The sequence below is a fragment of the Fibrobacter sp. UWB5 genome (assembly GCF_002210295.1).
In the GTDB taxonomy this organism is placed as follows: domain Bacteria; phylum Fibrobacterota; class Fibrobacteria; order Fibrobacterales; family Fibrobacteraceae; genus Fibrobacter.
This window is the reverse complement of sequence record NZ_MWQH01000004.1, coordinates 256,661-278,164: the sequence shown is the minus strand read 5'-3', so window position 1 is coordinate 278,164 and position 21,504 is coordinate 256,661. Positions and strand designations below refer to the sequence as shown.

Annotated in this window: 11 protein-coding genes; 7 read left to right on the top strand and 4 right to left on the bottom strand. The window is 50.9% G+C overall.

Annotation, left to right across the window (positions count from 1 at the left end; all coding sequences use genetic code 11):
• The 3 genes from B7989_RS08345 to B7989_RS08335 all read right to left on the bottom strand — a co-directional run.
• Positions 1-298: hypothetical protein (locus B7989_RS08345; RefSeq protein ID WP_144265002.1), on the bottom strand; the 298-nt coding region annotated here is incomplete at its 3' end.
• A gap of 443 nt (positions 299-741) precedes the next feature.
• Positions 742-1,263 carry a hypothetical protein gene (locus B7989_RS08340; protein WP_088628056.1) on the bottom strand — a complete coding sequence of 174 codons (522 nt, stop codon included), beginning with the start codon at positions 1,261-1,263 and terminating at the stop codon, positions 742-744.
• A 2-nt stretch (positions 1,264-1,265) separates the two neighbouring features.
• The gene (locus B7989_RS08335; RefSeq protein WP_144265001.1) at positions 1,266-2,210 is read right to left on the bottom strand and encodes a GAF domain-containing protein; all 945 of its coding nucleotides are present in this window, start codon (positions 2,208-2,210) and stop codon (positions 1,266-1,268) included.
• 524 nt (positions 2,211-2,734) lie between these two features.
• Between B7989_RS08335 and B7989_RS08330 the strand changes: the two genes are divergently transcribed.
• From B7989_RS08330 to B7989_RS08310, 5 genes are all read left to right on the top strand, one after another.
• Complete coding sequence (locus B7989_RS08330; protein ID WP_233144324.1) at positions 2,735-4,366, top strand: RNA-binding domain-containing protein; 1,632 nt, start codon at positions 2,735-2,737, stop codon at positions 4,364-4,366.
• A 90-nt stretch (positions 4,367-4,456) separates the two neighbouring features.
• On the top strand, positions 4,457-7,435 hold the full coding sequence (locus B7989_RS08325; RefSeq protein WP_088628054.1) for a glycoside hydrolase N-terminal domain-containing protein: 2,979 nt from the start codon (positions 4,457-4,459) through the stop codon (positions 7,433-7,435).
• Between the two features lie 112 nt (positions 7,436-7,547).
• On the top strand, positions 7,548-9,611 hold the full coding sequence (locus B7989_RS08320; RefSeq protein WP_233144323.1) for a family 43 glycosylhydrolase: 2,064 nt from the start codon (positions 7,548-7,550) through the stop codon (positions 9,609-9,611).
• A 237-nt stretch (positions 9,612-9,848) separates the two neighbouring features.
• Positions 9,849-13,337: a glycoside hydrolase family 2 TIM barrel-domain containing protein gene (locus B7989_RS08315; RefSeq protein WP_088628053.1), complete on the top strand. Its 3,489-nt coding sequence runs from the start codon at positions 9,849-9,851 to the stop codon at positions 13,335-13,337.
• Positions 13,338-13,654: 317 nt separating this feature from the next.
• On the top strand, positions 13,655-15,586 hold the full coding sequence (locus B7989_RS08310; RefSeq protein ID WP_144265000.1) for a carbohydrate-binding protein: 1,932 nt from the start codon (positions 13,655-13,657) through the stop codon (positions 15,584-15,586).
• A 179-nt stretch (positions 15,587-15,765) separates the two neighbouring features.
• Here the strand turns inward: B7989_RS08310 and B7989_RS08305 are convergent, their stop codons facing one another.
• Positions 15,766-17,295 carry a PHB depolymerase family esterase gene (locus tag B7989_RS08305; protein ID WP_088628052.1) on the bottom strand — a complete coding sequence of 510 codons (1,530 nt, stop codon included), beginning with the start codon at positions 17,293-17,295 and terminating at the stop codon, positions 15,766-15,768.
• 276 nt (positions 17,296-17,571) lie between these two features.
• On the opposite strand from B7989_RS08305, the gene B7989_RS08300 reads away from it, so the two are divergent.
• Together B7989_RS08300 and B7989_RS08295 are read left to right on the top strand one after the other, a co-directional pair.
• The gene (locus tag B7989_RS08300; protein ID WP_088628051.1) at positions 17,572-19,329 is read left to right on the top strand and encodes an endo-1,4-beta-xylanase; all 1,758 of its coding nucleotides are present in this window, start codon (positions 17,572-17,574) and stop codon (positions 19,327-19,329) included.
• 212 nt (positions 19,330-19,541) lie between these two features.
• Complete coding sequence (locus tag B7989_RS08295; protein ID WP_088628050.1) at positions 19,542-21,398, top strand: endo-1,4-beta-xylanase; 1,857 nt, start codon at positions 19,542-19,544, stop codon at positions 21,396-21,398.
• The last annotated feature ends 106 nt before the right edge of the window (positions 21,399-21,504 follow it).

Genomic DNA, 21,504 nt, shown 5'->3' with positions numbered 1-21,504 from the left:
ACCGGTAATGAATATGGTCGTTCATGAACCCACTATTAAAAAACCTACAAATCCAATCTTCTCGCTCAATGACAATGTCAATTCCGTCATCAGGTGGTACAACAATATATTTGCAGAGTTTGTCCACATCCTTTTTTGAAAGGTCCTTTATTTTCGTTTGCTCTCCATACAGTATTTCCAGAACAACTAACTCAAAAGCGTCATTTCTTTGGTTTTCCCGTACAATTGCATTGCCGGCAGGAAGTCCAACAAACTTGTTGTAATATTCATCAATTAGTTCATTGAGGTCTTGAGACATTGTTTATTCCTTTTTTTTGATAAAAATACATTCTTTTTTTGAGAAAAGAGGCCGTCTTTTCAATAAAAAAGTGATAACAGGTGGTATCATCAGCGCAATTCTTTCCGCGCTAGAGCGTGCGGCTCCTGGGGCGTAGACGCGCGCGGGGACCTTGCAATATAGCCCGACCCGGCGGGAACCGAGGAACGTCCTGTGTGGCGCATGCTTCAGCGATATCGACCTTGAAAGAATCAGGAATGGAAACTCTTTCCGCTTTTGCGGAAGAAAAAATCGTGTATGCTTAATTACACATGGAATTATTTAAAATACCCTTCCTTGAAGGGAAGGGCATGATAAGATTCCAGGTTGTAAAGCTTGGCGAATTAATGAAATACGCTAGAGAAAAGTTTTTAAATGAATTTTAGAGGGGCAGTAAAAGAAATATGAGATTCCTTAAATTTGAACTATAATTCAGAGAGTACTTTATTGTTGCGAGATAATGCGTCCTCAGATTCGTTTTTGCTTATGTAATCTTTAAGAATGTCATCAATAACAAAATGATTCATTTTTTCTGTAAAGAATGATTTTAAATAAATTTTTTTTAGTGAATCGCTTTTTTCGTGATCAATTTTTTTGAAGATCGCGTCTATTTGATTGTTCTGGTTTATTACATCGATAAGAGAAGGCTTTATTTCTTTCTTTATTGAAATGCTCTTTAAATCCATGATTTTAGAAATGATTTGTTTTTCGTTGGCATCCAGAAAATCAATGTATTTTTGATTGATGTCAAAAAATAGAAGGTATTGCCTAGATATCTCCTCAATTAGGAGTTTGTTCTGATTGTTTAAAAAGTTTTCTTCGAATTTTTTTGAAAACTTTATCGTATTCTGGCAAACGTCCTGAAAGTCGCTCGATTGGCTGTTGTTTCGGCGATTAATTTCTTCCTTGTTTTTTTTCTTAAATAATGAAATTAGTTCTTGCCACATATTTATCTCCTTCGGTTTGCTCTAGAATGCTTTCGAGTGCTTCGAGGTTGAGCGATTTTTATTGAGAACGTAGCTTGTTGTTGAGTCTGGCTTTGCTCCTCGCTGTCGGAATTTTCAATTTCTTTTTTCTTGCTGGCAATTGTTGCGGCGGCTATATCTGCTAAGGCTTTTGCTAGGGCTACATCATCTTGGTTAAAGGCTTTTTTTCCACTTGATGATATATGCAGAATTCCAATCATTTCCCCTCCATTGCCTTCCTGTATGCATATCGGAGCGGCAATCATCGACTTGACTTCGTCTTTGAATTGCAGTTCATTATCTGTTCTGATGAACTCGTCAGGAGAAGCTTTATGAGTGTTTGGGAAAATTACACACCCGTTTTTATGTTGGTCGAGGAGAATCTTTGCGACCCCCTGTTTTTTGTTCAAATGAGTTATTTGTCGAGATTCGCTTAGATTCCCTGCTTTAGAGATTGTCGTATAGCACCCTCTATGGCTGTTGTCGAATCCAGATAATCTTATGGCGACGCCAATAGTTTTTTTTGATTTGCAGGCTTCGAAGGCCTCCAAAGTGTCGTTGCAGATGTGCGAACACAATTCACTGATAGGAGGGGATTTGCTTTTATTTTGTATCTTAACAATGCTATTTCGGCAATGGTGCGAATTTTTATGTATGGCTTTAAAAAGTTTGATATGTTTATTTATGGAATTGGTGTAGCCTAAATAAAATGCGATAATAATCGCACTGATAATTATGGCTATGGCCAAAGCTTCTTCATAGTATACAAAATCGAATAGATTTAATTTTTTTAGCCCTTTTACTGCTGATGGAGGGATAAAGGAAAGTAACATTTTCCCGATATTTGAAAAAAAGAGCTTTATGGTATTTTTGCTTGGGAAAAAAGGATGAAGCTCTGAATCGCTATAAAATTTGTGTGTCTTTTCCACGAGGAATAATCCGCTGATTTGTTCAGATAGTGATTTTTGCAAAATATAACTAAATAATTGTAAAAATTACTTTGTGTAACATTTTTAAAATAAATTTTTGTTTCAAAAATGCTATATGAATCTATAGTTGGCTGGTGTAATTATTGCATTCGTGTTAGGGATAGTGACCCCTTGGGGCGGAGACGCGCTTGCGCGGCACCGTTGCAAGAGCGGCGCGGGGGTGCCGCAGGCGCGCACGGGGCGCCTTGCAATATAGCCCGACCCGGCGAAGGGTGGACCCTATCGCCTGCGGCTCCAGGGTGACAGGGGCCAACCGAGCCGGGGAACGCTACAGAGAAACGCGGGAAGTAACGCGCGGGCGTTGACTTCCTGCTGGTCTCTTTGTATATTTATCCCCGTATTACGACAATCCCTGCGACAGTCGGCATAGGCCTTGCGGCCCGTACGTGCATCCGCGGTGGGGCTCATCAACCTTCTTGTTGATGTTGTTGGATAGCTGATAGGAACACGACCTATTCGAGTGTGTGGCGAAAGCCGCGCCAGGTAACGCCGAGGAAAGCCCTCGCCAACAGCATTGCAAGAGCATCCAAAAACATAAACAAACCCTAATTGTGCCTGCAGTGCAGACGCAATTAAAACCGTTTTTAACGTTTGCTCATGCCGAGCGGGCTAGAGGATTATTATGGGAGACCTTCATGACCAAGGAAGAAATTTTAGCTGGCGAATCAGAGGTGCTTGAGTTCAAGAGAGATGTTCCTGAACAGAGTATCAAGTTTATCAAGACTGTTGTAGCTTTTGCCAATGGCAAGGGTGGCACGATCGTTTTTGGCGTGGACGATAAAACACATAAAATAGTGGGCATTAAAAAGAGCGAGGTCTTTCAGAAAGCCGACACAATCGCCGATACGATTTTCAACAGTTGCGAGCCCAAAATCAGGCCGAGCATCAATCTTCAGGAAATTGACAAGCGCTACATTATTGTGGTGACGGTGCCTTCTGGAATGCAGCAGCCCTATTACATAAAGAGCTTGGGCATTACCGAAGGCACTTTTGTTCGCGTGGCGGCAACGACCCGCGAAGCCGAACGATATATGCTTAAGGAATTGGTTCTTGAAGGTGAAAACGAATCGTTCGATCAGCAACCGGCTGGCGAAACCGTTTCGAAGGAAGAAGTCGAAAATCTTTGTGATAAGATTTATGAATTTACAGCCGGAACATTAAACAAAAAGGAACGTACAGCATTGCGAAGGCCGACCGTCAACCAGTTGCTTTCGTGGAAACTGTTAAAAAAGGAAGGCCGTTCTTTTATAGCTTCGAATGGGTTTAAACTTTTGCAGGGGACAAACGGGGATTTCCCTGACGCAAAGATTCAATGCGCCGTATTCAAAGGACAGGTCCGGGGCGAGTTCTTGAAGCGTCAAAATATGGAAGGCCCTCTTTTTGAGCAAATTGAATCGGCATATCAGTTTGTAATGCAGAATTTGCCTGTTCAATCCAAGGTAAAGGGGCTTTTTAGGCACGACAGTTCCCTCTTGCCCGAATCTGCTGTGCGCGAAGCCATTGCAAATGCGGTCTGCCATCGCAGTTACCTAATCCCTCGCAAGGTGCAGGTGGCATTGTATGATGACCGCCTGGAAGTGACGTCCCCAGGGACGCTTTGCAGGGATATCACCTTGGAAAAAATGCGTGAAGGCATGTCTAGCGTGCGCAACAAGGGGATTGCAGAAACGTTTATCTATATGCGCATTGTCGAAACATGGGGAAGTGGTATTCCGAACATCTTCAAGGCAATGCAAGAAAGCGGCTTGCCGGAACCCGTCATGCAGGATTTTCATGGGGATTTCAGGATAACCTTATATTGGAAGAAATCCGTCCAATCCCACCCAATCCTACCCAATCCCACCCAATCCCACCCAATCCTACCCAATCCCACCCAATACAGTGAGGTGGAATGGAATCTTCTTAAAATCTTAAAGGACAATCCTAAATTAAGTCAAAGCGAAATGGCCGAAAGAATGGGAATGAAGATAAATCGTCTCAAGTATTACTTAAACGAACTTCGAAAGGCTCCGAATCCAGCAATTCGCCATATTGGCACAACTCGTGATGGCTATTGGGAAATCCTAGTTGATATTGCAACAACCCACTCCCATTGATAAAAAATCAACAAAAAGTGTCTTTTGGGGCAGTTTTTAGCCTGTTTTTGGGGCTAATTTTATTGTGGTTGGACATTTTTAGGAGTTCTTATGAAGACGCTGGGCTTAGTGTTTGGTACTTTGGCGTGTGCGGCGACGGTGTTTGCACCTGTGGCTTTCGCTGCCGAAAATCCCCTAAAACTGTGGTACAATAGCGATGCGGGTACCTCGTTTACCGACGCTTTGCCCATTGGCAACGGCTACATGGGCGGCATTGTCTACGGTGGCGTTGCAAAAGACATTATCGGCCTGAACGAAAGTACCGTATGGTCGGGCGGCCCCGGCGACAACAACAAGCAGGGGGCGGCAAGCCACCTGAAAGACGCGCGCGATGCCATGTTCCGTGGCGACTACCGCACGGCGGAATCTATCGTGTCTAACTATATGATTGGCCCAGGCCCGGCAAGTTTTCAGCCGGTGGGCGACCTGGTGATTACCACGTCGCATTCGGGCGCTACCAATTACCGCCGCGAACTGGACCTCAAGACGGCTATCGCAAAAACGACGTATACGGCGGGCGGCGTCAACTACACCCGCGAATATTTTGCAAGCTACCCGGACCATGTGATTGTGGTGCGCCTCACGGCCGACAAGAGCGGCTCGGTGAGCTTTGGCGCCACCATGACGACTCCGCACCGCAGCAACAGCATGTCGAACAGCGGCAACACGCTCGTTTACGACGTGACGGTGAATTCCATCAAGTTCCAAAATCGCTTGAACGTGGTGGCTGACGGCGGCACAGTTTCGGTCGCGAACGGCAAAATTAACGTGCAGGGCGCAAATTCTGCAATGCTCGTGCTCACCACGGCTACGAACTTCAAGTCTTATAATGATGTCTCGGGCAATCCGGGCGCAATCGCAACTGAAATCATGTCGAAGGTGGCCAAAAAGTCTTACGACGACTTGCTCAGCGCGCACCTCAAGGATTACCAGACGATTTTCAATCGCGTCTCTTTGAACTTGGGCGAACCCGACAAGAGCGCAGGCGACATTACCAGCACTCGCGTCAAGAATTTCAATTCCACGAATGACCCCTCTTTGGTGGAACTGCATTACCAATTCGGCCGTTACTTGCTGATTTCTAGCTCGCGCAAGGGTGGCCAGCCGGCTAACTTGCAGGGCATTTGGAACAAGGATACGAACCCGGTTTGGGGCAGCAAGTACACCACGAACATTAACCTCGAAATGAACTACTGGCCGGTCGAAACGGCGAACCTCGGCGAATGCGTGTGGCCGCTCATCGATAAAATCAAGAGCATGGTGCCGCAGGGCGAAAAGACGGCCAAGGTGCACTGGGGCGTAGACGAAGGCTGGGTGGAACACCACAATACCGACCTTTGGAACCGTACTGCACCTATTGACGGTGCATGGGGCTTGTGGCCTACGGGCGCAGGCTGGCTCAGTACGCACTTGTGGGAACATTACCTGTTCAACCCGACCGACAAGGCCTACTTGCAAGACGTTTATTCGACCATGAAGGGGGCGGCGCTCTTCTTTGTGAATAGCCTTATCGAAGAGCCCGAAACCGGCAACAAGTACTTGGTCACGGCGCCGAGCGATTCGCCGGAAAACGATCACGGCGGCTACAATGTGTGCTTTGGCCCGACCATGGATAACCAGATTATTCGCGACGTGCTGAATTACACCATCGAGGCTTCCAAGATTCTGGGTGTCGACGAGGATGTTCGCGCCAAGATGGAAGCGGTGGTAAAGCGCTTGCCGCCTACAAAGACGGGTAAGTACGGCCAGATTACGGAATGGCTGCAGGATTGGGATGACCCGAACAACAAGAACCGCCATATTTCGCACCTGTACGGCCTTTTCCCGAGCGCACAGATTACGCCCGAAGAGACCCCTGACCTGATCAAGGGTGCAGGCGTTACGCTCAAGCAGCGCGGCGACGATGCGACCGGCTGGTCGCTTGCTTGGAAGATCAATTTCTGGGCCCGCATGCACGACGGCGATCACGCTTACACCATGATTCGCATGCTGCTGACGCCGAACAAGACTTACAATAATTTGTTCGATTCCCACCCGCCGTTCCAGATTGACGGTAACTTCGGTGCGGTCTCGGGCGTGAACGAAATGCTCATGCAGAGCCATAACGGCAGAATCAACCTGTTGCCGGCATTGCCTTCGCAGTGGAAAGACGGTAGCATCAAGGGAATTCGCGCCCGCGGCGGTTTCGAAATCGATTCCATGGCCTGGAAGGGTGGCAAGCTCACTTATGTGGCCATCAAGTCCGATGTGGGCCAGACGCTGAACATTGTGAATGGTTCTAACAAGTTCACCACGACGACGGTGCCGGGCAAGGTTTACGAATTCGACGGCAACCTCAAACTCACGAATCAGCCGTTCGAAGCGGTGACGATTCCGGGCAAGATCCAGGCCGAAAGCTATGTCGCCATGGACGGCGTGCAGATTGAACCCGACGAAGATGGCGAACCGAACCTCGGCTGGATCAACGATGGCGACTACAGCGAATATCTGGTGAAGGTTCCGGCTGCAGGCGCTTACAAGCTTACCGCCCGCGTAGCCTCTGGTGCCGAAGAAAAGTCGACCATTACGGTGTCCGATTCTACGGGCAAGGCGCTTGCGACGCTGACGGTGGACCCCGCAAAGACCGAGGGCTGGAACGACTGGTACGAATCTGCGACCACGATTGATTTGCCCAAGGGCGAACAGAAACTCAAGTTCACTTATAACGGAAGCGACACGTACCTGATGAACGTAGACTGGTACAGCTTCGAAAGCGACCCGACAGCGATTCCGACGGCGGTGCGTGTGGCGAGCGCACTCTCGGTTCGCCAGGTGTCTATGGCCCGCGCCTCGGTGGCCCTGATGGTAAGTGCCGACGGCGACTTTGAGGCCCGCCTGTACTCGGCAAATGGCAATTTGGTGGCAAAACGGCAGGGTAGCGGTAATTCTCTGGTGGAATTCGGCAAGAATGGCCGCCTGCTGCAAGGGACCTACATTGCGGTTGTCAAGAGCGGTAACCTGCAAAAAACGCTCAAAATCAAGGCATATTGATAACTTGTCCACGCGAATTGCCCTTTCGCGTGGAATTTTGGCCTTTTTTGGGGCTAATTTTAGAGGGGTGAGTAAAGAAAATCGCTCCAGTGGGGGCGTAAAGGGATGAATTATGATGTTTGTGAAGAACATTAAGGCGGCTGTCGCCTTGGTTGGTTTCGGGCTCTGCACGCAGGCCATGGCCGAAAACCCGCTTATCCAGACCTATTATTCTCCGGACCCGGCGCCTGTCGTGTTCGGCGATACGCTTTGCACCTATTCCGGCAACGACGAGGGTGGTAGCTTTTTTACGATGCACGGCTGGCGCGTATCGTGCACCACGGATATGGTGAACTGGACCGACATGAACACCCTCATTCTGGAAGCGGGTGACTTCAACGGTTCTGCCAAGAAAAACGGCGACTGGGCTTCTCAATGCATTCGCCGCAATGACAAGTACTATTATTACGTGACCGTGGAATCCACCCGCGGCGGCCGCGCCATTAACGTGGGTGTGTCCGACAAGAAGGAAGGCCCCTTCAAGGATGCCCTGAACGGCAAACATTTGGCGGGCCCCAACTGGGACTACATCGACCCCACCGTATTTATTGACGACGATGGCCAGGCATGGCTTTACTGGGGTAACCCCAAGCTTTATTACTGCCCCCTCAAGGAGAACATGATTGAATGCGCAAGCGACATCAAGGTCTCCGACATGAGCACCTTTAACGGCAAGTATACCGAAGGCCCATGGATTCACAAGCGCGGCAAAAAATATTACATGATTTACGCCGCCGGCGGCATTCCCGAATCTATTGACTATTCCTGGAGTGATTCCCCGACGGGCCCCTGGACTTACAAGGGCGTCATTATGCCGAAAAGCGAACCGGGTGCCGCGTTCACCGTCCACTCCGGCATTGTCGACTTTAAGGGCCGCAGCTTCTTCTTCTATCACAACCAGAAGAACGTGAAGGGTGGCGGCTACAGCCGTTCTACCGCAATTGAAGAATTCACCTGGAATGCCGACGGTACCATTCCCACTATCCGCGCTACCAACAATGGCGTCGTAAAGCCCATCAAGAACCTTGACCCGTTCGTGCGCGTGGAAGCCGAAACCAAGTCTTGGGTTGGCGGCATGACTGTCAATACGTCGGGTGGTTACACCATCATCGAACATGTGAAGGCTCAAAACGGTGCGGTTTACCTGACCAATATGGGTAACAGCTTCTATACCAAGGTACGCTCTGTGGACATGGGCGACGGTGCCGACCGCATTATCGTTTGCACTAGAGGCAACGGCGGTAAGATCGAACTCCATGCCGGTTCCGAAAACGGTGCGCTCCTTGCTACAATGAATATTCCGTCTAGTTCTGCTTGGCAAGAAAACTCGTTCGACTTGACTGATGCCGCAGGCGTCGATGATTTGTTCTTCGTGGTAAAGCAGGGCGGGTTCGATTTTGACTACTGGTACATGGAAAGCGAAAAGACCGCTGTGCCGCAGACTCCTTACAAGGAAGTGGCTGCAAAGATTCCGGGCAAGATCGAAGCCGAAAACTACGACGTGGGTGGCCACAATAAGGCCTTCTACGACAACGACCGCGAAAACCAGGGCAAGGCCTACCGCGAAGACGAAGTTGACGTCGTAGACATTAGTGATTCCAAGTGCGGCGACGCCGCCTGTGCGGGCTATGCTATCGGTTACACGAACGATGGCGAATGGGTAGAGTACACCATCAATGTTACGGCCGACGCCAAGTACGACATTACCGTGAACGTGGCGACCGCCTTCGAAACATCTGCAATGCAGCTGTTCATTGACGACAAGGAAATCACCGAATCGGTGGTGTTCCCGAAGGTTGACAGCGTATGGACTACGTACAAGGTGATAGACGTGGGTTCCGTGGATCTCAAGAAGGGCGAACATGTGCTCAAGCTCTTGATTACCGGCGGTTACTTGAACGTGGACTGGATTCAGTTTACCGATCCGAACGACACCACGACTTCTATTGCGAAGAACGTAAAGCTTGCCCCGCAGACAGCGTCTTACAACGTGTTCGGCGCCACCGGCAAGTTCCTCGGCCGCGTAGAATCCGGTGCGAACATGGCTGCAACCCTTAAGAATGCTGGGTTCGCAAGCGGTATGTACATCTTGCGTGCCGTGGGCCTGAACAAGACCCTCCGCGTACAAGTGAAGTAACTTATTGCAACCACTGAGCGCAAGTACGTAAGCATGTCATCCCGGCCTTAGACCGGTTAGTGGGCACTTGCAATTTATTGCTTATGTGCCCACAATCCTCGGAACGGGGAGATCTCCTTTTTTTATCACGCTTCAAAGCGTTGACAACTTGTCAATGAGAACTCTCTAAAAGTGAGTTCTTTTTTTTCACGAAAAGGTATTTTTTTTATTGGTGTGGATTTTAAAGTGAGGTTTCTTATGAAAAACTTCTTGGTTTCGTCTGCTGTAACGTGTGCAGCCCTTTGCGCAGCGTTGGCATCCACTGCAAATGCTCAACCCAACGATGAATGGAACGGCAAACCGCGTGTGTTTGCGGTGAATGCGCTTACGCCGCACGTCACGTCTATGCCGTATTCTACGGTCGAAGAGGCCGTGAAGGGTGATCGCCATGGGTCTGAGTGGTACCAGACACTTTCGGGTAAGTGGAAATTTTTCCATGTTGAAAAGCCCGCCCAGCGCAATAACGATTTCTACAAAGACAACTACGATGTGTCCGGCTGGAACGAAATTCCGGTGCCGTCGTCTTGGCAGCTGTTTGGCTATGACCACCCGATTTACACCAACGTGGTTTACCCGTGGGCGCAGACCCATAACGTGTCTGCACCTGCAGCCCCTACCAACTTTAACCCGGTGGGCCATTACCGCCGTAACTTCACCATTCCCGAAAAGTGGAGCGGCAAACGCATTCGCCTGCACTTTGAAGGTGTGGAATCCGCCTACTACGTTTGGGTGAACGGCAACTACGTAGGCTACGCCGAAGACACCTTTACGGACCATGAATTCGATATCAACAAGTACTTGCGCAAAGGCGAAAACAACGTCTCTGTTCAGGTGTTCCGCTGGTGCGATGGTTCTTGGCTCGAAGACCAGGACTTCATTCGTCTCGCCGGTATTTTCCGCGATGTGTACCTGTATGCAGTCCCTGAAGTGCATATTCAGGATTTCCAGATCGATGCGACGCTCACGAACAACTATACCGATGGCTTGCTGAAGACGACAGCCTGGATTTACAATTCTACGGGTTCGGCTTCCAGCGAATTCACTGTGGAGCTTTCCCTGTACAACGACAAGGGTACCGAAGTGATTTCCCCGTCGGCACAGAAGGTTTCTGGCGTTGGTTCGAAGGGTGAAAAGAGCGTGCACTTTGAACTCCCGATTACAAAGCCGGACCGCTGGTCTGCAGAAACTCCGAACCTGTATACGGCGGTGCTCGCCCTCAAGGATGGCAAGGGCAACATCGTGCAGGTCGAAAGCAACAAGATCGGTTTCCGCAAGATTGAAATCAAGAAGGATAACGGTGCTCCGCGCCTGTATGTGAACGGCATGCCGGTAAAATTCCATGGTGTTGACCGCCATGAACTCGACCCGGATAATGGCCGTGCCGTGACTTACGACCGCATGGAAAAAGACGTGATTCTCATGAAGCGTTTCAATATTAACGCGCTGCGTATGTCGCACTATCCGAATAACCCCTACATGTACGATCTTTGCGACAAGTACGGCATTTACGTGATTGACGAAGCAAACGTCGAAAGCCATGGTGCAAACAACAGCTTGCCCAAGAACAGCGACGACTGGCGCGCCCCCGCTGTGGACCGTATGAATTCCATGGTGCAGCGCGACAAGAACCACCCCTGCATTATCTTGTGGTCTTTGGGTAACGAAGCCGGTAATGGTAACGTGTTCGCCTCGGAACGCGAACGCGCCCACCAGATTGACTCCACCCGCTTTGTGCATTACGAAGGCGACTGGAATAACGCCGATGTGAACAGCTGGATGTACTTTGGCCCCGACGCCGTGCGTAGCTATAACGATGCCAACAAGCCGATTATGCTTTGCGAATACGAACACGCCATGGGTAACTCCGTGGGCGACCTGCAAGAATATATGGATGCCTTCTATGGCAACCCGCGCAGCTTCGGTGGCTTTATTTGGGACTTCATTGACCAGGGCCTTCGCCATAAGGGTACGCCGTATTTTGAATTCGGCGGCATGTGGGGTGACTGGCAGAACGACGACAACTTCTGCGCGAACGGCCTCGTATTCCCCGATCGCGCCTTGCAGCCCGAAATTTGGGAAGTCAAGTATCAGTACGCTCAGGTCCGCGTCAAGAACGTTGACGCCGCCAAGGGCAAGATTCAGATTGAAAGCCGCTACCTCTACAAGAACCTGGGAGATTTCCTCGATGGCTACTGGTCTATCAAGGAAAACGGCAAGGTCATTAAAGAAGGCAAGCTGAACGGCACCCAGATGAATATCGGTCCGAACCAGAAGAAAGAAATCACGATTGACATGCCGAAAATCGAAACTACAGTTGGTGCCGAGTACTTCTTGGATCTCGATTTCCGCCTCAAGAACGATGAACTCTGGGCTAAGGCCGGCTATAGCATTGCCCACGAACAGTTCGGCATTGATTTGGGCCAGCTCTGGTCTACTGAAATCGATATCAGCACCTTGCCGACTTACAAGGTGAACAAGGCGAACGGCCTCGAAATCGAAGGCACTGATTTCAAGATTCGCTTCGACGAAAAGAACGGTACGCTTGCAAGCTATGTTCTCGGTAACGATACCATTATCAAGAACGGCGGTATTCCGAACTTCTGGCGTGCCCCGATTGACAACGACAAGGGCTTCAATATGGAAAAGGGTCATGGCGAATGGCGTAAGGCAAGCCTGAAGCGCAACGTGACCTCCGAAGTCAAGGAAGTTTCTCAGCAAGAAACCCAGGTGACCTTCAACTTCACGTTCCCCGACGTGGGCAGCACCAAGATGAAGATGACTTACTACGTGTACGGTAGCGGCGATATCGTGGTCAGCTACACGCTCAACCCCGATGGTTCCAAGAGCTACTTGCCGAACGTGGGTACAATCTTTACCGTGCCGGGTGGCTACGAAAAGGTCCGCTGGTTTGGTCGCGGCCCCGACGAAAACTACATGGGTCGTAACCGCGGAAGCTTCATGGGCCTCTATTCGACGCTTGCCGATTCTATGACAATCAAGTACATGGAAATCGGCGAAACCGGCCAGCGCACCGACGTCAAGTGGGCAACGCTCACCAACAACGACGGCAAGGGCCTGATGATTGTGGGTAACCCGCGCATGGAATTCAGCGCCCAGCATTACACTCCGGAACAGCTTTCCAACGTAAAGCTCCCGTGGGAACTCAAGCGCGACAAGGACATTACGCTCCGCGTAGACTTGCACCAGATGGGCGTTGGCGGTATCAATTCCTGGGGTGCCCAGCCGCTCGATGCGTACCTGCTCAAGGCTAACCGCGAATATTCTCACACCTTCCGCCTGGCTCCGATCCGCAAAAAGTTGAACGACCCGACCGAATACTCGCTGCTCGGATTCCGCAACTTCGGCTGGAACAAGGAAATCGCCCCGGCTAAGTACGGCGAAACTGAAATCAAGAAGATTTACGAAAACCAGCCGGACAAGGATATTACCGAAGATGCCAATGAGGAAACCGAAGGTCGGACCCCGATTCTGCCGAGTGGCGTAAAAATGGCAAATAATGCCGTTCGCGACTATAGCGTGTTTGACATGCAGGGCAGAATTGTTGCTAAATTTAGCACAGTTGGTATCGAAGATTTGCAGGCCAAGACAACGGCCGCGGTCAAGCGCTCGGGTACTTACTTGGTGAAAACTAAGACGGGTACGGCTTACCGCATTAACGTAAAGTAATTGTCATCCTGGACTTGATCCGGGACCCCGAACCTCCACACCCCATGCAATGAACGTCCCGGAAGAAATTCCGGGACGTTTCTCATGAACACGAACAATGACTTATGAGAGCTCCAAAAGGATTAGTTAGTCATTGTTCGTCCTTCGTTCCGACAACTGGCTAATGCCAGTTGCCTCCACTCGGCAAGAAATCTGACTTTTTCGGGTCTTTTTGTGAATTTTTGGTGATTGAAATTTTTGCAAAAGTGTTTTTTGAAGGAATACGCAATTTGTGCTTTTTTTGGATATCTTTAAATTGGTTGAAAAGGATGGTCATTATGAAGTTTCGAGTACTCCTCCCGTTTATTTTGCCGTCGTGCATTTGTGCCGCGGTAAACCTGAATGTAAGCTTGGGCGACAGCATCAAGCCGGTGACCCATGTGGCGACTGGTTCGCTTTATGGCTTGACCGAGACGCTTCCGAGCAATATCGAGAAGGACGTTGCGCCCCTGAAGCCGAACGTTTTCCTTTCGCCGGCGCGCAGCGGTAGCGGTCGCCAGCAGGGCATCGGTGGCGCGTTCCTCGTGGCACCTCGTGTCGAAAGCATCGGTGCCAAAATCCAGATCCGCCTGGCCGACGTATTGCCCGGCTGGCCGTACAAGTTCCAGAACATGGATCACTGGAAAAACGAAGTCAAGTCGGTCATCAACGACAAACTTAAATCGAGCAACAAGAACTTTGACGGTTACGAAATCTGGAACGAACCGAACGATACCTGGAAATCGAGCATTGACTTCAATTCCGGTCTCTGGAAACAGACTTACGATTTGATCCGCCAGATGGACCCCGGTGCCAAAATCATTGGCCCGTCGTACTCCTTCTATCATGGTTCCAAGATGGAAGAATTCGTGAAGTACTGTTCGCAGAACAACTGCATGCCCGACGTGGTCAGCTGGCACCAGTGGGGTAGCGGTGGCTTCGTGGGTTCTGTCGAAACTTACCGTAACCTCGAAAAGAAATACAATGTCAAGCCGCGCCCGCTGAGCATCAACGAATATTCTTCGACCGAACACAGCGAAGAAGGTTGCCCGGGCCTGTCTATTCCCTTTATCGCTAAATTCGAACGTCACGGTGTCGAAAGCGCCATGATTTCTTGGTGGTTCGTACCGCTTCCGGGTCGCTTGGGTAGCCTGCTCACCAAGGATAACGAACGCGGTGGCGGCTGGTGGCTGTACAAGTGGTATGGCGACATGAGCGGCTATATGGCAAAGGTTGTGCCTCCTAACGACAAGAGCGATGGAGTCGACGGCTTTGCTGCTCTCGACAAGAAGAAAGGCTTTGCAAGCATTGTGCTCGGCGGTAACACCAAGGGCGATATCAATGTGAACATTTCGGGCATTCCTTCTGCATTCGGCAACAAGGTGAATGTGACCGTGGAATACGTGGTTTGGGAAAACAAAGACAAGGCCGTACCCTCGACGAACTTGGTGTCCGACAAGGAATACGACGTGAGCGACGGCAAGATTACGGTGCCGGTGAATATCACGAATACCAAGTACGGCTACCGCGTGTACATTACACCGATCATTCCTCAGGCGCCTTATAAGGATGTCGCCGCCGCAATCCCGGGCAAGATCGAAGTCGAAAATTACGATGTGGGCGGTTCGGGCAAGGCCTACTCTGACAAGGACGACGACAACAAGGGCGGTGAGTACCGCGATGACGCCGTCGATATCGTTAAAGCAGGCAATGGCTACGCCATCGGTTACACGCAAGAAGGCGAATGGCTCGAATACACGGTGAAGGTCGCCAAGTCGGGCGAATACAATCTTAACGCAAGCTACGCCACATCGTCTGAAAATGTAGGCTTCAAACTCTATGTCGACGGTAATGCGGTTACAGATAACATCATCGTGCCGCAAGGTGCCGACTGGGAAACCTATTCGACATACGAAGCAGGCAAAGTGAACCTTACCGAAGGCGAACACGTGCTCAAGCTCGAAATTGTGGGTAACTACGTGAACCTCGACTGGTTCGAATTCGTGGACCCGTCGCAAACCACGACGCGCTTTGCGACCGCTCCCGCCCTCCAGCGAACAAGCGTAACCTATGACGTCTTCAGCGCGACAGGCAAGTTCCTCGGCCGTGCCGACTTCGGCGCCACCGCTACAGAATCGCTCGCCGCTTCGCTCAAGCAAGCCGGCTACGCCAGCGGTGTCTACCTCGTCCGCACCGCCGCCGGCCGCACCCAGCGCATCCAAGTGCGCTAACCGCCGTTGCGTGCCAACGCACACTTCATGACTCCATGCAACCAAAGGAACCCCCCGCGCAAGCGAGGGGTTTCTTCGGCTGTTTATATAAAAAGAATCTCCCGCTTGCGCGAGAGATTCTTTGGTTGGTTTTTAGGAGGTATTCTTAGGAGTACTAAGATTCGTTTGTGAGAGAGAACTTACTTCACGAAGCTTGCCGGGAGCGTGAACTGCTTCAGGAACGGCCAGCCGATGCTTGCGTCACCGTAGTCGTGACCACCGCCCTGCTTGGTGCAGAGCACGACCTTCGTGCCATCCTGGCAGTTGGAGTATTCATCGCAACCGTTGGAATTTTTGGTCGGAGCCCCGGTACAGCCGTTCTTTTCGGCCCAGAACCTGAAGGTGCCTTCGGCGCCGAGGAAGTTCAGGCCGTCGTTGAATCCGCTATCGCCGCCCTGATATTTGCAGACCGGGTCATTCGTACCGCGGAAGTTGATGACAGAGATCGGACGAGACATCTTGCACTGTGCACTGTTGGTCTTGTTCAAGTCCATAGCTGCCGGAGCGACTGCTGCAAAGACGTCGGACATCATGCAAGCCACGTGGTTGCTCATGCCGCCACCCATCGAGAAACCGGTTGCGTAAATACGCTGCGGGTCGATACAGGCGATTTCTTTGAGCTTGTCAATCATTGCGTAAGAGAACTTGACGTCGTCATCGTTGGAGCAGCATGGGCCGACGTTCCAGCCGTTACCCATTCCACCCGGTTTGCTGGTGCCGTCCGGGTAAAGCGTGATTACGCCTTCGGGGTCAGTCTTGGCCTTGTACGGAGAACTTCCGAATTCGCCATTGCCGGAACCGCCAATCGGGTGGTAGTCGATAACGAGCGGTACGGGCTTGTCACCCGTGTAGGCGCTCGGGATGTGCATAATAAAGGTGCGCTGCTTGCCGTCGACGGTCACGGACATGTTTTGCTTGTCTCCGACCTTTGCAGTCTTGCCGGAGCAATCGACTACGACAGGTTCATCGCTGCCAGCGTTGCTGCTGGAAGACTTCGGCGGTTCAACCTGTTGAGAGCTAGAAGATTTCGGCGGTTCAATAGCTTCAGAGCTGGAAGAAGCGTCGGCAGAGGGCCTTACCATTTCGATGGTCACGCCGGTCTCGGTTTCGCTCTGCATTTGGTAGACAAAGTTGGCATAACCATCCAGCGCGAACTGGAGCATCGGCAGCAGGTCGCCTTCTTTCTTGAGAGCCTTGACTGCACCCTTGTCGGTCAGCATGAAGGTGCTGTTACGGTTGTCTGCGCTGACGCGGATAAACTTCGCGCCTTTCGCAAGCTTGCCCAAGTCGAGGGAGACGATACCCTGGACGTTTTCGATGTTGTTCTTCTTGAGAACCTTGCCAAGGGAGTTGATCACGGACACGCTGAGAGAACGTGCGTCAGCGTTATAAATGGTGAGCATGTTGCCTTCCATGTGGAGGGCGACATTTGCGGTGTAGGCGTTGGCGACAATGCCCGTGTTGTCATCGCTGCTGAGGCGGAATGTGCCATCTTCGGCGCTAGTGGTTTCATAGCCGCCGAAGTTGAATGTGTTGATTTTTACACCGCCGAGCAAACGGCCGGAAACCTTGGATTTGACCACGCCGTCAATGCTCCAGGCAAAAGCCTGACTGCTGAACAAGCCGAACAGTGCCAGGCTAGCGATACTTGCGAATTTGGGGTTACGCATAAATACTCCTTTTTTATGATACCCTTTTGTTTTCACTCCATAATAAATTTACACATTTATTGCTGAAATGCAATATATTTTACGTAAAGTTTGCGAAACCACGAATAAATCTTACACATTTCCGTGTAAAAAGCGTTTTAAAACGACTTTGTTTTTCAATGTTTACCTGCCCTTGGATGTTTTGTCAATGGAACTGTTTGCCCAAGGGGGGGCTTTTGGGCCTTTTTCGCGGTAGATTTATCATTGGCTGTTACACCTTAAAAAGGATGTTGGTTCATGAAGAAGACTATTCTCTCTACGATTGCCTTGGCTGCTTCGTTTGCAACCATGGCTCAGGCGGCTCCGCTTGCAGAAGGTGGTGCCAAATTCCTGGGTAACATTACTACCCGCGGCCAAGTTCAAAGCGATTTTGGTACCTACTGGAACCAGATTACCGCCGAAAACGAATGTAAGTGGGCCTCTATCGAAGGAACCCGCGGCCGTTACAATTGGTCCGGTTGCGATGCCTGTTACAACTGGGCAAAAAAGAATAACGGACATTTCAAGTTCCACGCCCTGGTGTGGGGCTCCCAGTACCCCAACTGGCTCAACGGCCTGAGCACCGAAGAAACCAAGAAGGCGATTACCGCCTGGTTCGACGCGGTGGCCGAACATTATCCCGACCTCGAAATGATCGACGTGGTGAACGAAGCCATTAAATCGGGCGGCGGCTACCATTCCGGCTACGGCAAGAACAACAACATTATCCCGGCTCTCGGCGGCGACAACGGCAACTACGAATTCGTGGCCACGGCGTTCAAGATGGCGCGCGAACGCTGGCCGAAGGCAGTCCTTATCTATAACGACTATAACACGTTCCGCTGGCAGATCAACGAAGGTATCGACCTCGTGAACAAGCTCGTGAAGCAGGGTGCCCCGGTCGATGCATACGGCCAGCAGGCGCATGACCTGACCGACATGAACGTAAATGACTTCAAGAGCGCCTTGAACAAAATTCAGACGAGTGTCAAGAATGCGAAGGGCGAACCGATGCCCTTGTACATTACCGAATACGATATCGGTACCGACAACGACAGTCAGCAAAAGCAGCGCTATTCCGAACAGATTCCGGCCTTCTGGGAATCCAAGCAGGTCGCAGGCATTACCCTTTGGGGCTATGTCTATGGCGCTACTTGGACCACGAACGGAAACTCCGGCATTATCAAGAATGGTTCTGACCGTCCGGCCATGACCTGGCTCAAGGACTACTTCAAGAACCACCTTGCCGACGGCAAGAATGAAACGGGCCTTAACAATGCAGAACCTTACACCCCGCCTGAACCGGTACCGCGCAAGGCGTTCAAGGATCTTGCTATTCCGGGCAAGATTGAAGCCGAAGACTTCGATGTTACCGGTGTCGGCGAAACCGACGGCGTAAGCAATGTGTCTTACAACGATGGCGATCCCGAAAACCACGGCGATTCCGACTACCGTAAGACCGACGCACCTGATGTCGACATCTACAAGAAGGCAACGGGCAACATTGTGGGCTACAATACCAATGGCGACTGGTACGAATATACAGTCAATATTGACGAAGCGGGCGAATATACCGCAATCGCTTCTGTCGCTGCCAATGGTTCTGCCGCCTTCACCCTCTCTGTCGACGGCAAGTCCGTGGGTGAACTCTCGGTTTCCGGCACAAGCTTTGACGACTATACCACTGCAAAGGCTAATGTGACCCTTCCGGCCGGCAAGCATATTCTCCGCCTGGATGTGACCACGCAGTATTTCGATATCGACTACATTGAATTCCTGAAGGGCGCCAATGCCGATCCGCAGTTTGTGCAGCCGAGCATCCAGCTCGACAACAATACCTTGCAGGACTACTATGTGTTCGACATGCAGGGCGTGCGCATGGGCGTGCTTTCGGCCTATGGTTTCGATGCCGCCAAGGAAATTCTCCAGAATTCCGGCGCCGTCAAGACTTCTGGCGTGTACTACTTGCGTAGCCGTACCACCGGCCAAATGCAGTCCGTGAAAATAACGAAATAAGGCCGCTCGGCTCTATTTCACTCTTAATTTCTCTCTTGAAAAGATAAACCGAACAACGGGCCTCGCGGCGAATGCTGCGGGGCTCGTTTCTTGCTCTTTACATTATTATGGATATTTTATCAATGGAAATCCTTGAAGACCGTGAGCGATTCCGCCTTTGCCGAGATAATTTTATAGGAGCATGGTGTAACTTTAAAAAAGGATGTGGTTTCATGAAACAGAAACTTTCTTTCTCTGCTTTGGCGGTCGCACTTTCTTGTGCCGTTCCGTCGTTCGCTGGCCCCGGCCTTGCCGATGGCGCAGCCAAGTTCATTGGTAACATTACCCAGAGTAATAGTGTCGGCTCAGACTTTACTGCGCTCTGGAACCAGGCTACGGCCGAAAACGGCTGTAAGTGGGGTTCCGTCGAAGGTACTCGTGGCCGTTACAACTGGGGTGCCTGCGATGCTGCCTATAACTGGGCAAAGCAGAACGGGGGTCACTTCAAGTTCCACGCTTTGGTGTGGGGCTCCCAGTATCCGAACTGGCTCAATGGCCTTAGCACAGACGAAACGAAGAAGGCGATTACCGCTTGGTTCGATGCGGTCAAGGAACATTACCCCGATCTCGAAATGATCGACGTGGTGAACGAAGCTATCCGCACGGGCAACAACAGCTATCATTCTCCTTATGGCAAGAACAACAACATCATTCCGGCACTCGGTGGCGATAATGGTGGCAATTACCAGTTCGTAACGACGGCCTTCAAAATGGCGCGCGAACGTTGGCCGAAGGCTATCCTCATTTATAATGACTACAACACCGTCCAGTGGAACAAGGATCAGGGCATTCAGCTTATCCAGACCATCAAGAAAAACGGTGCTCCGGTTGACGCCTACGGCTTGCAGGCCCACGACATGATGAGCCAGGGCGGTGGCCAGGGCGGTACCGGTGGCGGCGGCGTTTGCTTGAACATCAATACGCTCAAGAGCATTACCAAGGAAATTTGGGACAAGACCCAGACCCCGATGTTCATCAGCGAATACGACATCGCGACAACCGATGACAATATCCAGAAGCAGTGCTACTCCGAACAGATTTCTCACTTCATGGAAAACGAACACATTGCCGGCATTACCATTTGGGGCTACATTTATGGTCGCACTTGGCTCGACTGTAACGGCACTGCGAGTGGCTGCTCCGGCATTGTCAAGAATGGCCAGGACCGCGCCGCTTTGAAGTGGATGAGGGAGTACCTCAAGAGCAACAAGGGCGTGAACACGACTGGCCTCAAGACGGGTGTGCTCACTCCGGTCGAACCTGTGCCGCGCAAGTTGTTCAAGGGCTCTGCATTCGACATCCCGGGCAAAATCGAAGCCGAAGACTTTGATATTTCCGGTGTCGGCGAAACCAATGGCGTGAGTAACGTTTCTTACAGCGAAAGCGATATCGAAAATCACGGCGACGTGAAGGATTACCGCAAGGACACGACAGGTGTCGACCTCTACAAGAAGGCGACCGGCGTCATCGTGGGCTACAACAGCGAAGGCGATTGGCTCGAATACACCGTGAACGTAAAAGAAGCGGGCGACTACACCATGTTCGCAGCCGTGGCTGCCGCAGGTTCGACTTCCAGCTTCCAGCTTTCTCTCGACGGCAAGGAACTCACCAACGTGATTACTGTTCCTGCAGCAAAGTCCGGCGAAGAAAACTACGACGACTACAACAAGGTCAAGGCTAACGTGTCCCTCACGGCCGGCACGCATATCCTCCGCATGACGGTGACTGGCTCCTGGTTCGACATCGACTATTTCACCTTCGTGAAGGGTAAAGATGCTACCGACCCCGAACCGATTGAAATTGAAGATGATCCGATGTTTGTCCAGCCGAGCATCCAGATCGATGAAAACGGCCTGCAGGACTACTTCGTGTTCGATGCGCACGGCGTGAACTTGGGCGTGCTCTCGGCCTACGGTTTCGAAGGCGCTGCCGAAATTCTCCAGAACACGGGCGACATCAAGGCTTCCGGTATCTACTACCTGCGTAACCGCTGGACCGGAAAAATGCAGTCTGTGAGAATTTCTAGGTAAATTTCAAAACTCAATACACCAAACAACGGGTCCCGGGGCGAATGTTCCGGGACTTGTTTCCTTTTGTTTACGCTTTTATGGACATATTGTCCATGACAATCCCCTT

Coding starts and splice junctions, on each gene's coding strand:
- B7989_RS08305 (WP_088628052.1), bottom strand. CDS start 17,295: ATGCGTAACCCCAAATTCGCAAGTATCGCTAGCCTGGCACTGTTCGGC.
- B7989_RS08320 (WP_233144323.1), top strand. CDS start 7,548: ATGATGTTTGTGAAGAACATTAAGGCGGCTGTCGCCTTGGTTGGTTTC.
- B7989_RS08310 (WP_144265000.1), top strand. CDS start 13,655: ATGAAGTTTCGAGTACTCCTCCCGTTTATTTTGCCGTCGTGCATTTGT.
- B7989_RS08315 (WP_088628053.1), top strand. CDS start 9,849: ATGAAAAACTTCTTGGTTTCGTCTGCTGTAACGTGTGCAGCCCTTTGC.
- B7989_RS08325 (WP_088628054.1), top strand. CDS start 4,457: ATGAAGACGCTGGGCTTAGTGTTTGGTACTTTGGCGTGTGCGGCGACG.
- B7989_RS08300 (WP_088628051.1), top strand. CDS start 17,572: ATGAAGAAGACTATTCTCTCTACGATTGCCTTGGCTGCTTCGTTTGCA.
- B7989_RS08295 (WP_088628050.1), top strand. CDS start 19,542: ATGAAACAGAAACTTTCTTTCTCTGCTTTGGCGGTCGCACTTTCTTGT.
- B7989_RS08340 (WP_088628056.1), bottom strand. CDS start 1,263: ATGTGGCAAGAACTAATTTCATTATTTAAGAAAAAAAACAAGGAAGAA.